This window comes from Microbacterium luticellae, from assembly GCF_050408645.1.
In the GTDB taxonomy this organism is placed as follows: Bacteria; Actinomycetota; Actinomycetes; order Actinomycetales; family Microbacteriaceae; genus Microbacterium.
The window spans coordinates 587,624-600,285 of record NZ_JBNTKE010000001.1; the positions used below are offsets into that span (position 1 = coordinate 587,624).

Consider the following 12,662-nt stretch of genomic DNA (forward strand, 5'->3'; position numbering starts at 1 on the left):
GGAATCCATGTTTGCTCACCGCCATCACCGTCTGATCGCTAGCGTGCACAGCGTGCTACGCAGTGACCCTTCGCGCGTTGCACCCACCGAGGCTCTCCCGGTGATTTCCGACGCACTGACGGTCAAAATTCTTGACCTTGCCATGCGCATTGGCGAAGCAATGTTTACCGTGGGTGCTTCTGCACACGATGTAACCTATGCCATCACCTCGGTCACCAGCGCCTATCACCTGTCGGGAGTTCACGTCGATGTGACCTACAACTCCATTACAGCGTCGTATCATCACGGCGACGAGGCTCGCCCCACCACCATGCTCCGGGTTGTGCGAGTCGCCTCGCCCGATCACGCCAAACTGCAGCGACTGCAGGCCCTACTTGTTGACATCACGGGCGGGCTCGAGCTTGATGCCGCCCGAGCGCAATTTCGCAGCATCCGGCGTACTCCTTTTCTTTACCGGATGCCGGTCGTCATTGTTTCGCAGGCACTTTTGGCCGCCGGTGTCGCGCTAATGTTCAATGCCTCTCTCGTCATTATTGGGCTGAGCTTTCTTGCCGCTTTGGCCGCCGCGCTGGTACAGGCCGGTCTTGCGCGACTACGAGTGCCCTCGTTTTTTAGTCAGATTGCCGGCGCATTCGTCACGACCGTCGTCGCCACGGTCGTGGCAGCGCTGGGAGCAGCGGGAATTGCGCCTTTTGTTGGCATCCGACCATCGATTATTGTTGCGGCCGGAATCGTGCTGATGCTCGCCGGTCTCACCGTCGTCGGTGCTGCACAAGACGCGATCGACGGATTCGCGCTCACGGCCAGCGGCAGAATTCTTGACCTCACCATGCAAACGATCGGCGTTGTGCTCGGTATTCTTATCGGTCTCGAACTCGCGCGTGTTCTTGGCTTTGGAATGATGTCGCCCATTGACCCTATTCCCCTCGGTCCACTGCCTGCACAGCTGGGCGGCGCGGCAATAGTTGCTATCGCTGTTGCCGTGTTCAACGGCGCAGGGCTGCGAATCGTTGCTGTAAGCGCAGCGCTCAGCCTCATCGCGATCTCAACATACAGCGGCCTTATAGCTTTGAGTTTTCATGCGGCAGCAGCCAGCGCGGTCGCAGCGCTGCTGGCAAGTTTTGCGGGCATTCTGGTGGCGCACCGCTTGCATGTGCCGTCGGTTGCGGTAACAACAGCGGCCATTGTTCCGCTCGTGCCCGGGCTCGCCGTATTTCGAGGGCTGCTCGGTCTTATGGACTCGGATGGCTCGGCCGAAAGCCTGCTCGTTGGCACAACACCGCTCGTTTTAGCGACCACGGTTGGCATCGGGCTTGCCGCAGGGGTCTCTCTGGGCCTCTACCTGGGTACACCCGTACGCGTGACCCTGAGCAGTGTGGCCAAGTCGCGTTCTCGCGTGCGCCGCTAGACGGCGGTATGCGGGTTACCGTTACGCGACCTGTTTACTGCACCGCGCGCCTTCTTACTGCAGTGCGCGACGCACAATCGACGTTTTCTCTGTCGCTTGCAGTTCGATGGCGTCCTTCCGCCAACCGTCGAGGCGGTCGCGGCCAACCGTGCTGTCGAGTTCCCACCGCAGGTGCGGATGAGCAAAATACCACTGCAGGGCAGAATGCAGGGCGTCCATCGGTACGACAAACTTGTCGGCCCCGATCATAAGAACGTTACCGGGCAGACCCGCCTCGGGAGCCGTCTGAATAACCAAAATGAGGAGGGGGCGCTTGCCGCTACTCGTTGTTGAACCGACCGAGCGAATGTGTTCCCAACGCACTTCAGCATCGCGCGATGGCATGTGTAAAGCTACACCGTTGACGCCTAAAGCAATACCGCTCGGGGCGGCCGCAACCCGGCCGTTGCGCCAAGCAACCGCAAGGTTAAGCCACAGCAGCCAGCCGCCAGCGCCCATCAGTGCTAGAGCAATGACAGTGGCGCCCAGTCTGTTCATGAATGAAGCGTCGGGGTTAAGCGGCGGGAAGACTCCGATGAGTTGCAAAACACCGTAAACACCGACAACCAGCATGGCAACAACAAAGAGCCCTGCGCTGATGAGAATGGGGACAGGCAAGCGCCGCATTTGCGCCAGGTACACCCACGAGTCGAGCGGCGGTTTTTCGGCGCGGGTCATGACGATCGCGTTAATGTAGCGAAACTTGCTCCGCGGTTTTCGGTTCATGCGGCCAACGCCTATGCCGCCGATAGAAAGTGTGGCGGTAAGCCAGAGTACGACGAGTGCAGGCAACCGATTCCCCTGCTCGACGTTTACCCACGACGAATATGCGCCGATAAATGCGATGAAAATTGACGCAGCATAGGCCTTGCCTTTGAGAGGATAGCGCTCGGTCGCATAGCGACGCACAGCCCTCGGATACGGGTGAAAGCCCTCAGTCATAGTTTCAGTATGCCGGTGAATCACGTAAATCCCTCGTACCTACGAACCAAAAGCGCGCGAGATTCTGTTAGAGTTTCACAGCCTTGTCCCTCATGAACGGAGTCCTTCCGGTGAAGACCATCGACGCACTCGCGTAATACGCGCTGACTCGTCGATACTTTGCGACCGGGAACACTCCTGGGCACGTGCTTCTGAGATCAGTGCATTCCTGTTCTGATCTTGGAGAAACTTTGTCTACGCTCACTTTCGATCGCGTTAGTTTTACCTGGCCCGATGGCACCGCGGCACTCACCGAAGTATCGGGCTCATTTTCGGCCGGGCGCACGGGCCTTGTTGGGCGCAACGGTTCAGGCAAGAGCACACTGCTGCGGCTAGCATCCGGAAAACTTCAGCCCACCGACGGCACCATCATTGCTGACGGCACAGACCTCGCCGGCAGCACAGTTGCTTATCTGCCGCAAACCATCACTGCCGCGGCCGACGCCCGGGTGTCGGAGTTGCTGGGTGTATCGGCTGCTCTCGACGCAGTGCGTGCGGTGACCGCGGGTGATGTCTCCGATGCCCATTTTGAGGCGATCGGTGACGATTGGGATATCGAAGCACGCAGCCACGCTGCCCTCGCGGCGGTGGGGTTGGCGCCGACCATGCTCGACCGTACTGTTGGTGAACTCTCGGGTGGCGAAGCGATGCTCGCCGCGCTCACCGGCATCCGGATGCAGCGGGCTGCCATAACGCTGCTCGATGAGCCGACCAACAATCTTGATCGTGCAGCGCGTGCGGCCGTCTACAACCTAGTGGCGGCCTGGCGCGGAACACTCATCGTGGTGTCGCATGATGCCACGCTGCTCAACCTGATGGATGAAACGGCCGAGCTTTATGACGGCTCTATCACCACTTTTGGCGGCCCCTACGATGCGTGGCGCGATTGGCTCGAGATACAACAGCAAGCCGCGCGGGCTGCGGCGAGTGAGGCAAGAAAGTCGCTGACGCACGAGAAGCAGCAGCGGATCGATGCGGAAACAAAGCTGGCGCGCCGTGCCCGCTATGCGCGAAACGACTTTGAGAACAAGCGCAGACCCCGCATGATCATGAAGCTGCGCGGGCAGGAGGCCCAGGTTTCTGCCGGAAAACTGCGTGGCCAAGCGCAGCAGAAAGAGTTGTTGGCGCGCTCGTCACTCGCCGATGCTGAAGCGGTCGTGCGTGCCGACACATCACTGCATATTGAGCTGCCGGATCCCCAGATTTCTGCGTCGCGGCGCATCGCCGAACTGGGTGATGGCAACCATACGTGGGTGCTGCAGGGTGCGGAAACAGTAGCGTTGGTGGGCGCGAATGGCAGCGGCAAGACAACGTTGCTGTCGCATCTTCTCGGCCAGGAACAGCTAGCTGCCCACCCCGCAACCGGCGACCGCGTGCGATCGGCGTCGCGTTTGCATACCGAGCGGGTGGCTCATATTGCGCAGAGCGTGAGCGGCGAAGACGACTCGGTAACAGCCTACGAGGCCGTGAAGTCGGTGGCCCCACACATGCCTGACCGTGAGGTAACGAACCAGCTGGCACGTTTTTTGCTGCGGGGAGACAAAGCTCACCGGCGGCTTGCCGACCTCTCGGGTGGAGAACGTTTTCGCGTGTCGCTTGCCCGGATGCTGCTGGCAGACCCCACGCCGGAGCTTCTCGTCTTTGATGAGCCGACCAACAACCTCGACCTGGAGACTGTCGATCAGCTTCTCGATGCGCTTGCCGCCTATCGTGGCGCGGTTATTGTCGTGAGCCACGATGACGACTTTTTGCGGCGGCTGCACCCTCATCTGGTGCTGGAGCTCAACGACGATGCGCTTACGGCTCTCACGTTTGACGAGAGTTAGTCCCCCGCGAGGCACTGTGGCTCGTGCTGTATGCCGCGAGAAAAACCAGCACTGCCGACTGCACAATCGTGTCGATTTCCGCATCGGCCGGAGGCATGGGCTCGTCAACATAGGCCATTGCCCGGTTAAGCGGCACAGAAAGAATGAGCCAGTTGAACTGCTCAGCGGCTGCGTTCACGTCATCGATACGCAAAACTCCGTGATCAATCAGCCGCGAGAATAGCTGGGAGAACATTGCGTAGGCCTGTTCCGGTCCGTTTTTATGCCAGGCGACGGCAAGTTCAGGGAACCTCTCGGCTTCGCCAATAACGAGACGCCGAAGACGCAAGAGGTGCGGTTGCAGCACCGAGCGAAGGTACACGTGCGCGATCTGCACCAGCTGACTCTGTAGCGGGGCTGCAGCATCCACCTGGTCTACCAGGGTCTGCACTGTGTGGTCGGACTGTCCCATATCCCGCGCAAGAAGCTGCTCGAATAGCGATCGTTTATCGCCGAAATGGTTGTAGACGGTCTGTTTTGAGACGGTTGCAGCCGCTGCGATTGCGTCCATTGAGGTGCCGAGGTAGCCGTTAGAAAAAAATACGGTTCGTGCGGCATCGAGAATCGCATCGCGTTTGCGTTCACGTAGGTGTGACGACATTCGGTTTCTTCCTTTACGCTCGCTTGCCGTTGACATTATGGGAATACGACCCCTAGGCTTATTTAGACTAGACCGTACAGTCTAAAGGTCGGAGAGCCAGTGCCCTATCAACCATCACGCAGTGCCACCCCTCGCATCACCAATTCAGTAGAAACGCCAGATGGCACGCTGTACTACGAGTTACGCGGTGAAGGCCCCGTTATCGTTTTGGTGGGGTCGCCCATGCACGCTGAACCTTTCGCGCCACTTGCCGATCTGCTCTCGCACGAGCACAGTGTTCTCACGCTAGACCCGCGCGGAATCCGGCACAGCACTGTGAAAGACCGCAGCATCGACTCGACCCCAGAACTACGTGCGAACGATCTTGCCCGCCTGATCGAGCATGTTGACCGTGGCCGTGCGGCAGTATTCGGTTCGAGTGGCGGAGCAGTAACCGCATTAGCGCTTGCTCAGTCTCACCCCGACCTGCTGCGCGCCGTGGTAGCTCACGAGCCACCGCTGAATGAACTTCTTGACGATCGCGACGATCTGCGGCGCACGACCCAGCAAATGTGCGAGCGGTACCTTGCCGGAGACATCATCGGCGCGTGGAGAATGTTTTTCGCCACTGCCAACATTCCGGTACCCCCGGAAGCCGTCGAGCACATGTTCGGTGGTGAGCGGGATCCGCAAGACGTCGCCGATGAACACTACTGGTTTGCGCGGGAATTACGCCCGTCGACATGGTGGCATCCCGATGTGGCAGTCCTGCAAGAACGCACGGTAACAATGCGCATCGAGGTTGGAATTGGCGAAGATTCCACAGGGCAAGAGTGCGACCGCACAAGCAGAGCCCTGTGCCGGCTGCTCGGGCGGCATCCGGTACTCTTTCCGGGCGACCACACCGGGTTTGTCACCCACCCCGAAGCATTTAGCACACGTCTGGCATCGCTTGTCGGCGAGCACTAGCACGCTGGAACCGCCACACTATGGCCACCATCGTCGCGGTCACGGTAACGCAGGCTTCCGGTAGGGTCACGAATGTGCAACCCTCCTCTGATCCCGCAGCGTCTCCCGTGCTCTTTTTGCATGGCGGAGGTGTTTCTTGCTGGATGTGGAGGCCGCTCACGGGTTTTCTCGACCCGTCGATCACACCGGTCATGCTCGACCTGCCGGGGCACGGCGCACGCGCACACGAAACCTATCGCAGTCACGACTCGACCACGCACGAACTCGCGCAGTGGATACGAGCGGCGCATCCGGATGGCGTTCATGTGGTCGGGTTTTCGTTAGGAGCACAGCTTGCACTATCTCTTGCGAGCAGTTTTCCCCAGCTTGTTAAGAGCGCGGTGATTGTCAGCGGCGAAACGATCCCCACCCGGATGCCGCGGGCAACGCTCGCGCTCATAAAAATCTTCCTCCCCCTCGCCAGGTTCCGTTGGTTCGCTCGGGCGCAAGCGCAGGCACTTGCAGTCCCGGCCGCACTCATCGATGAGTACGTTCGCGATAGCGGTCGCCTTTCGAGCGAAACGGTTGTCAACAGTGTCGGCGAGAATATCCGTTTCGTGATTCCCGATGGTTGGAGCGCATACCCTGGGGCTGTGCGTGTCGTCGTGGGCGAGAAAGAACGGGGCCTCATGGTGCGCTCCGCACGGGCCACGCACGAAGCAGCGAAGAATAGTCGTCTCGTTGTGGTCCCCGGGTCGGCGCACGATATTCCTTTCACCAACCCGCAGGTGCTGTCAACCATCATCTGTGAGGTCGCTCGCCCCGTGCGGTAACCCGCACCCAGGCACGGGCTGCGAGCGCCGAAGTGCTGACTATGGCTGAGCAGCGTGTCATTCCTCCGCGTTCCACAGGTCACGGTAGTAGGCGAGGCGTTCACGATCGGGGTCGATTCCGTAGGCGTCCCAAAATACTTGTTCGTCGTAGTCGCGATAGTTCCATTCGAGCGACATCGACATCACTGCCAGGTCGGCCCAACGGTCTGCGACTCCGAGCCGCGCAAGATCAACGTGTGCCAGAAATTCCCCCTCGGGGTCGATCAGAGTATTGGGTGCGCACGGGTCGCCCTGGCACAGCACGAGCTTGTCGATGCTGGGAGGTTCGGCCCCCACCACTGCTGTGGTTGTGGCGTGACGCTGCCGTTCTTCGACTCGCCAACTGTAAGGGCACTGGTCGATTGCGACCTCGTGCAGCTGTCTCAGGCCGTGCCCTAGTGCACGCAGTGCCGTTTCTGGTTCGTGCTGCCACCGCGCAGAGACAGCAGAGTCACCGGCCAGGGCATGGGTGAGTAGCACTTCGCCTGCGGCATCCGAAGTCAATGCCACAACCTGCGGAGCCGGATGCTTTCCAGCAAGCCATGCCAGTCGTTCTGCTTCGTCTGCTAGTGACTCGCCCGTGGTGAGCGGATTCCATTTTGCGTAATAGTCAACCGGATGCTGCGCACCACCCGGCGCGACCGCAAATGTCAACCCGCCCATGCTGTTTTGCCACACCGGGCGCAGGTGAGCAGAGCCCAGGCCCCACGACTCGAGTGCCCCTCGCAGACTCTCGGGTATAGGAGTGCGTTCGTGCGGTGGACCTGCGAGGTCGGATGGCATGGTCACAGCGTGTTCCTCCCTGAGGTCTGGCGGCTGCCACGAACTATCATGCACCACCCGATGCGGGGCGTGAACGATGGATAGACGCACTCGCACTGTACGCTTCGACTCATGCCCTTACCTTTGCCTGCTCGGCTCGATGCCACGCATGCACAGTTTGTTCACGAGCACCCGCCGGGAGCGGACGAGAGCGTGCACATGCTGCAGTCGGTGGTCGACGAGGTCATTCACGCGTGTAGCCCAGTCGGTGGCGTGGTGTTCGACCCGTTCGCCGGGTTTGGTACGACACTGGCACGAGCCGTCGCTCTCGGCCGTCGCGCTCTCGGGATCGAGCTGCTACCCGAACGTGTGGAATATATTGCCGCGCGTGTGCCGCAGGCTCGGGTTGTTGAGGGCGACGCCCGCGAACTGTTGCGGCTGATTAATAATGTTCCGGATGCCGGTATTGACCTGGTTCTTTGTTCCCCGCCGTACATGACGGCAACGCACCACGAGGCCGACCCGCTGATGGCCTACGAAACTGACGGCGGCGATTATGATCGCTACCTTGCCGAGCTCGGTCTGGTCGCAGCCCAGTGCGCGCGGGCTGTGAAACCGGGCGGATATGTGGTGTGGAATGTCGCCGACATCCACCACATGAACCACACGACCCGGCTCATCCAGGCCTGCCATGATGTACTCAGTCGTCACCTGACCGCGGTCGGCACCGTAGAAATCAACTGGGACCGACTCCCCCACGATCTTGTCGCCGACGCACTGCTGGTGTTCCAGCGGTAACCGTCGAACCGGCGACGACGAAGTGCGCTCTCGCTGGCGCCGCGGGCAAAATGTGACGACCGGTTCATGAACAGCACTTAGACACGTTCATATTCGGATGCAACCGATACTGCACTGAACGCTAGAAGTGTTTACTCGGATCCATTCACTGATGCAAGATACGGATGAATGCTCACGATTTCTTCGCGGCAATGAATTCGTCGAAATCAAACGGCTCGGGGACACCACCCGCTTCGCCGGCAACGAGCGCTTCTCGCAGAGCCCGCATCTGAGTTTCGCGATCTTCGAGCAGTCTCAACCCCGCGTGCACCACCTCGCTCGCAGACCGGTAACGCCCGCTCTCGACCTCCCGTGCGACGAATTCCGTGAAATGGTCATCCAAGCTGACCGAGGTATTGGTTGCCATGGGGCGAGTATGCCAATAATTGGTAAAGTCGAACGAAGTTATCAACACGTCTCGCCGCCGCCGCTGGCAGCTCGGACAGAAATGGGACGACCTCCCAGCAAACGGGACGCGCTTGATTGAAGCACCGCAGCGCGGGCACGTCTCTCCCCCGCGTCCATAGGCGTTGAGGGAATGTGCGAAGTAGTCAACTCCCACAGTTATCTATGTTGACACCCGGCAGTGTCCGAACATGACCGCTCTTGGTTCAGGAGCGGCGAATGACGGCTCCGGTTCTCGCTATCCGGGAAGAAGACCTGTGACGATATCCCCATTTTGAGGGAGCACCCCGTTGAACAGCAGAGGCACAGCGTTTGCACCTCGAACATCATCTCCTCTGAACGCTTGCACATGAACATGCGGCTCAGTGCTATTGCCCGAGTTCCCGCAGTGCCCAACTACGTCGCCCCGTTGCACACGCTGGCCCGGCCTCACAGTCGCAGAACCCTGATGCAAATGGCACAGCGCCACGACCGCGCCCTCGTGAGCGATGAAAATGTGATTACCCGCGAGCGCTGACCACCCCGCTGCAACCCGCCGCCGCTGCGTCAACGCGTACCTGATCGATGGCAGCCCGCGATACGCGTCGTGGTCGGGTTCACAATCATGGGCTGCGACGACTATGCCCTCTACGGGCGCGAGGATAGGGCGACCGAACCCAGGGAACAGCTCCGGGCTCTCTGAACGGAACATCGAGCGAATTGTGAAGGGCGCAGTACGCCTGCGCGATACAGGAACGAAGTCAATTGCATACGACGAGGCGAACAATTCAGTACCGTGACTCGGCACGCGGTTCGCAGGGCTGTGCTGAACCAGCCAGTCACCCTCGAAAGGGAATGACATGTTAATCGCTTGCGACATGTCCCATGCCCGAATCTCAGTAGCCCAGCAATCGATACAAGGTCAACGCTCGTTTCAACGATAGATCTCACGACGGTGCCCGACGCGCAGAACGAGAAGGATCAATTCATCGTCAACAATCTCGTACACGATGCGGTAGTCACCAACGCGGATGCGCATTTCACCAGCGCCACCACTCAACTTCAGACTCCCGGCAGGGCGCGGCTCATCAGCAAGCGCAAAGATCGCTTCTTTAAGCCGCTTCGCTGCTTGCGGATGCATCTTACGAAAGACCTTCGCGGCCGAAGAAGTGATGGTGATGCGATACGCCATCGACAGCTCTGCTACAGCCCGAGCTCGTCAACAAGATCATCGAACGAGATGGCGGGTTCACCCCGTGCCACCTCAGCCGCACGAATGTCCGCGAGGTCTTCCAGTGCTTCGATCGCACGATCATAAAATTCCGGCGACACCACCACCGCGCGACGCCCCACGCCACGAGATGTAATTTCAACGGGTTCACGCTGCGCAGCCGCAATGTAGTCGCTCTGCTGCTTGCGGAACTGGGAAAGCGTCACGGAAGTCATGCCTAAATGGTACTAGTTGTACAAGATGAACACAATGGTTCGGAACGAGAGAATGATCGTTGCAGCCGTATTATCTTCGCGTGTTCAAATCCAATGTCACCGATGATGAGTCACGTTGGGGACCAGGCGAGCAGCTCCATGCTCAGCACACGCCCCTCGCTCCCAAAACCATCACCGCCGTCGCTGACACCTCGTGCAGAAATGGGACGACCGCCCCGCAAACGGGACGCGCTTGATCGAAGACCCGCAGCGCGGGCACGGCTCTCCCCCGCGGCCATAGGCATTGAGCGAGTGCGCAAAATAACCGGCCTCGCCATTCACGTTCACGTATTGGGCGTCGAAGCTGGTGCCGCCCTCGGCGAGTGCTTTATGAAGCACGGCTCGTACTTCGGCGAGCAGGCGTCGCAGTGCCCTCGGCGTTAGATGTTGTGCTTCGGTTTCGGGGTGAATACGTGCCGCCCACAGTGCTTCGTCGGCATAAATGTTGCCGATGCCGCTCACCAGAGTCTGGTCAAGTAGCACGCGTTTGATGGCGCTGCGGCGTCGCCGAACCGCCGCGACCCACGCGTCGTCATCAAAGCCAGGGTCAAGAGCGTCCCGCGCAATGTGCGCCACCTGCGTGGGCACAAGTGTCGATGCCGAACCGTGCCCTGCCGCCCAACCATCACCGGTCTCAACAAGAGCATCAACAGCGAGCGACCCAAAAATACGCTGGTCAGCAAAAACAATGCTTAAACGATCATGGTCCGGATGCCGAATATCCAGCCGAATACGCTCATGCTTATCGCCGTGCACATCGGGCATGCGCAACAGTAACTGCCCGCTCATCCCCAAATGGCCAACGATCGCTTCAGCCCGGCCCCGAATCGGCATCCACAAAAATTTGCCTCGTCGAACCACCGCGTCAATATCGGCACCCTCAAGGCGCTCAACAAAATCAGCAGCGGGGCCAACATGGCGTTTCAGTGACCGCTCATCAAAAACGCTCACCGCAGTTATGGTCGCTCCCACCAGTGCGGGCGCTAACCCAAGGCGAACAACCTCAACTTCAGGAAGCTCAGGCACGGTCGCTCAGCACATGCCATGCGCTCAGAGCCGCAGCCATTTCTGCTGTCTTCTTACTTGTTCCCACGCCCGTCTGCGATAGGTCACCCACAACAACCGTCGCCGTAAACCGACGATCATGATCGGGGCCCGACGACTGCACCGAATAGCGCGGCGGGTCAAAACTTAAACGAGCAGCAATCTCTTGCAGACTCGTCTTGGGGTCAATAGCAGCGCCATACCGTTCCGGATCTTCTAACAGCGGTTGAGTCAACCGCAAAACCAGGTCGGTGGCAGCATCTTGCCCGGCCGACAAATAGACAGCACCAATAACGGCCTCCATCGTGTCGGCCAAGATGGAGTCTTTATCGCGGCCGCCGGTCTGTTCTTCACCGCGGCCCAGTAACAGGTACTCACCAAGCCCAATACCGCGGGCAGCCTCGGCCAGCGCCACGGTAGAAACAACGCTGGCGCGGCGCTTCGCTAACTCGCCCTCGTCCAGATCGGGTTGGGTGGTGTACAGCATGACGGTTACCGCTTGCCCGAGCACTGAGTCTCCCAGAAACTCGAGACGTTCGTTGTGCGGAATACCGCCGTTCTCATACGCAAAGGAGCGATGAGTGAGGGCACGCGAAAGCAACTCGGCATCGATATCGACACCGAGTCGCTCAGACAGCCCGGCGCCTTCCCCTGAGACGTCGGTCATGGTCGCGTGTGTCGCTTAGATGTCGGCGACTTTGCGGCCCTTGTACTCGAGGAACAGCTCAGTGCCCTGCGAGTCAGTGACCACCTTTGCCTGGTGGGGACGGCTGTAAACAACCTTGCCGTTCTCCACGGTCTTTACCAGTGCAGGCGCTTCGGCCTTCCACTGCGCGCGACGCGAGCGAGTGTTCGAGCGTGAAAGCTTGCGCTTCGGGGGGTTACCGGCCATGCCTAACTACCTTCTGTGTTGGTGGAGTCACGGTCTTCTGCCGTGCTCCCTTGGTCAATAATCTGCTGGAGCGCGCTCCATCGAGGATCGATGGGTGCCGCGGTCTCCTTGCTAGCGGACGAATCGAAACGCTCACCGGTCTCAGGATCGAGACCGGGGCAATCCGGCTCGCACACCGGTTGAAACGGGAGCGATAATACGACCGCATCCCGGACAAGAGTTTCAAGATCCACGTGGTCGTCTTGAACCTCGAAGTCACTCGCTTCTTCTCCAGGATATGCGAAAAGTTCTTGGAATTCGACTTCGACAGGCTCAGACACGGCACGCAGGCATCGCCCGCACTCGCCATCGTAACGAGTATCGGCTTCGCCGGTAGCGAGAATACCTTCGTGGACGGACTCTAAACGTACGTCGACATCAACGGTTGTTCCCTGTTCTACCGAAACAATGCCTTCGCCCCAGCGTTCACGAATGGGTACCGAGAGTTCGTGCTCCCGCATCTGGCCAGGAAGCCGCACGATCTCGCGCACAGGCACAACAAATGGGCCATTCAGTCGGTTCTTCA

The 12,662-nt window shown here is 59.6% G+C and carries 16 protein-coding genes and 1 pseudogene; 5 read left to right on the forward strand and 12 right to left on the reverse strand.

Features of this window, described 5'->3' with window-relative positions; all coding sequences use genetic code 11:
* Positions 1-7: 7 nt before the first annotated feature.
* Positions 8-1,408 carry a threonine/serine exporter family protein gene (locus ACQUSW_RS02885; protein ID WP_428930752.1) on the forward strand — a complete coding sequence of 467 codons (1,401 nt, stop codon included), beginning with the start codon at positions 8-10 and terminating at the stop codon, positions 1,406-1,408.
* A gap of 54 nt (positions 1,409-1,462) precedes the next feature.
* Here ACQUSW_RS02885 and ACQUSW_RS02890 read toward each other — a convergent pair whose 3' ends face one another.
* Positions 1,463-2,389 carry a hypothetical protein gene (locus tag ACQUSW_RS02890; RefSeq protein ID WP_428930753.1) on the reverse strand — a complete coding sequence of 309 codons (927 nt, stop codon included), beginning with the start codon at positions 2,387-2,389 and terminating at the stop codon, positions 1,463-1,465.
* 230 nt (positions 2,390-2,619) lie between these two features.
* Here ACQUSW_RS02890 and ACQUSW_RS02895 point away from each other — a divergent pair, with 230 nt between their 5' ends.
* Positions 2,620-4,254 carry an ABC-F family ATP-binding cassette domain-containing protein gene (locus ACQUSW_RS02895; protein ID WP_428930754.1) on the forward strand — a complete coding sequence of 545 codons (1,635 nt, stop codon included), beginning with the start codon at positions 2,620-2,622 and terminating at the stop codon, positions 4,252-4,254.
* On the opposite strand, the gene ACQUSW_RS02900 is transcribed toward ACQUSW_RS02895, so the two are convergent.
* Positions 4,235-4,894 carry a TetR/AcrR family transcriptional regulator gene (locus ACQUSW_RS02900; RefSeq protein WP_428930755.1) on the reverse strand — a complete coding sequence of 220 codons (660 nt, stop codon included), beginning with the start codon at positions 4,892-4,894 and terminating at the stop codon, positions 4,235-4,237. The genes ACQUSW_RS02895 and ACQUSW_RS02900 overlap by 20 nt on opposite strands.
* A gap of 99 nt (positions 4,895-4,993) precedes the next feature.
* Here ACQUSW_RS02900 and ACQUSW_RS02905 point away from each other — a divergent pair, with 99 nt between their 5' ends.
* Both ACQUSW_RS02905 and ACQUSW_RS02910 read left to right on the forward strand, forming a co-directional pair.
* On the forward strand, positions 4,994-5,842 hold the full coding sequence (locus ACQUSW_RS02905) for an alpha/beta fold hydrolase (protein WP_428930756.1): 849 nt from the start codon (positions 4,994-4,996) through the stop codon (positions 5,840-5,842).
* Between the two features lie 20 nt (positions 5,843-5,862).
* Positions 5,863-6,654: an alpha/beta fold hydrolase gene (locus ACQUSW_RS02910; protein WP_428930757.1), complete on the forward strand. Its 792-nt coding sequence runs from the start codon at positions 5,863-5,865 to the stop codon at positions 6,652-6,654.
* Between the two features lie 57 nt (positions 6,655-6,711).
* Here the strand turns inward: ACQUSW_RS02910 and ACQUSW_RS02915 are convergent, their stop codons facing one another.
* Positions 6,712-7,476 (reverse strand): phosphotransferase, encoded by a 765-nt coding sequence (locus tag ACQUSW_RS02915; RefSeq protein ID WP_428931265.1) that lies wholly within the window; start codon positions 7,474-7,476, stop codon positions 6,712-6,714.
* Between the two features lie 111 nt (positions 7,477-7,587).
* Here ACQUSW_RS02915 and ACQUSW_RS02920 point away from each other — a divergent pair, with 111 nt between their 5' ends.
* On the forward strand, positions 7,588-8,253 hold the full coding sequence (locus tag ACQUSW_RS02920) for a DNA methyltransferase (RefSeq protein WP_428930758.1): 666 nt from the start codon (positions 7,588-7,590) through the stop codon (positions 8,251-8,253).
* Positions 8,254-8,425: 172 nt separating this feature from the next.
* On the opposite strand, the gene ACQUSW_RS02925 is transcribed toward ACQUSW_RS02920, so the two are convergent.
* The 9 genes and pseudogenes from ACQUSW_RS02925 to ACQUSW_RS02965 form a co-directional block, all read right to left on the reverse strand.
* Positions 8,426-8,659: a type II toxin-antitoxin system ParD family antitoxin gene (locus tag ACQUSW_RS02925; RefSeq protein ID WP_428931266.1), complete on the reverse strand. Its 234-nt coding sequence runs from the start codon at positions 8,657-8,659 to the stop codon at positions 8,426-8,428.
* 54 nt (positions 8,660-8,713) lie between these two features.
* Positions 8,714-8,842 (reverse strand): annotated as a pseudogene (locus ACQUSW_RS02930) (zinc finger domain-containing protein); the annotation flags it as partial.
* A 93-nt stretch (positions 8,843-8,935) separates the two neighbouring features.
* Positions 8,936-9,556 carry a M23 family metallopeptidase gene (locus ACQUSW_RS02935; RefSeq protein WP_428930759.1) on the reverse strand — a complete coding sequence of 207 codons (621 nt, stop codon included), beginning with the start codon at positions 9,554-9,556 and terminating at the stop codon, positions 8,936-8,938.
* A gap of 54 nt (positions 9,557-9,610) precedes the next feature.
* Positions 9,611-9,868 (reverse strand): type II toxin-antitoxin system RelE family toxin, encoded by a 258-nt coding sequence (locus ACQUSW_RS02940; protein WP_428930760.1) that lies wholly within the window; start codon positions 9,866-9,868, stop codon positions 9,611-9,613.
* Between the two features lie 11 nt (positions 9,869-9,879).
* The gene (locus ACQUSW_RS02945; protein ID WP_428930761.1) at positions 9,880-10,122 is read right to left on the reverse strand and encodes a type II toxin-antitoxin system Phd/YefM family antitoxin; all 243 of its coding nucleotides are present in this window, start codon (positions 10,120-10,122) and stop codon (positions 9,880-9,882) included.
* Between the two features lie 171 nt (positions 10,123-10,293).
* On the reverse strand, positions 10,294-11,187 hold the full coding sequence (gene mutM / locus ACQUSW_RS02950; RefSeq protein ID WP_428930762.1) for a bifunctional DNA-formamidopyrimidine glycosylase/DNA-(apurinic or apyrimidinic site) lyase: 894 nt from the start codon (positions 11,185-11,187) through the stop codon (positions 10,294-10,296).
* Positions 11,180-11,872, reverse strand: a complete 693-nt coding sequence (gene rnc / locus ACQUSW_RS02955) for a ribonuclease III (protein WP_428930763.1) — start codon at positions 11,870-11,872, stop codon at positions 11,180-11,182. Before rnc ends, mutM begins: the two co-directional genes overlap by 8 nt.
* 15 nt (positions 11,873-11,887) lie before the next feature.
* Positions 11,888-12,097, reverse strand: a complete 210-nt coding sequence (gene rpmF, locus ACQUSW_RS02960) for a 50S ribosomal protein L32 (protein ID WP_428930764.1) — start codon at positions 12,095-12,097, stop codon at positions 11,888-11,890.
* A 2-nt stretch (positions 12,098-12,099) separates the two neighbouring features.
* Positions 12,100-12,651: a YceD family protein gene (locus ACQUSW_RS02965; protein ID WP_428931267.1), complete on the reverse strand. Its 552-nt coding sequence runs from the start codon at positions 12,649-12,651 to the stop codon at positions 12,100-12,102.
* Positions 12,652-12,662 lie beyond the last annotated feature (11 nt).

Coding starts and splice junctions, on each gene's coding strand:
- ACQUSW_RS02910 (WP_428930757.1), top strand. CDS start 5,863: ATGGCCACCATCGTCGCGGTCACGGTAACGCAGGCTTCCGGTAGGGTC.
- ACQUSW_RS02920 (WP_428930758.1), top strand. CDS start 7,588: ATGCCCTTACCTTTGCCTGCTCGGCTCGATGCCACGCATGCACAGTTT.
- ACQUSW_RS02915 (WP_428931265.1), bottom strand. CDS start 7,476: ATGCCATCCGACCTCGCAGGTCCACCGCACGAACGCACTCCTATACCC.
- ACQUSW_RS02900 (WP_428930755.1), bottom strand. CDS start 4,894: ATGTCGTCACACCTACGTGAACGCAAACGCGATGCGATTCTCGATGCC.
- ACQUSW_RS02935 (WP_428930759.1), bottom strand. CDS start 9,556: ATGTCGCAAGCGATTAACATGTCATTCCCTTTCGAGGGTGACTGGCTG.
- rnc (WP_428930763.1), bottom strand. CDS start 11,872: ATGACCGACGTCTCAGGGGAAGGCGCCGGGCTGTCTGAGCGACTCGGT.
- ACQUSW_RS02945 (WP_428930761.1), bottom strand. CDS start 10,122: ATGACTTCCGTGACGCTTTCCCAGTTCCGCAAGCAGCAGAGCGACTAC.
- rpmF (WP_428930764.1), bottom strand. CDS start 12,097: ATGGCCGGTAACCCCCCGAAGCGCAAGCTTTCACGCTCGAACACTCGC.
- ACQUSW_RS02890 (WP_428930753.1), bottom strand. CDS start 2,389: ATGACTGAGGGCTTTCACCCGTATCCGAGGGCTGTGCGTCGCTATGCG.
- ACQUSW_RS02885 (WP_428930752.1), top strand. CDS start 8: ATGTTTGCTCACCGCCATCACCGTCTGATCGCTAGCGTGCACAGCGTG.
- ACQUSW_RS02925 (WP_428931266.1), bottom strand. CDS start 8,659: ATGGCAACCAATACCTCGGTCAGCTTGGATGACCATTTCACGGAATTC.
- ACQUSW_RS02940 (WP_428930760.1), bottom strand. CDS start 9,868: ATGGCGTATCGCATCACCATCACTTCTTCGGCCGCGAAGGTCTTTCGT.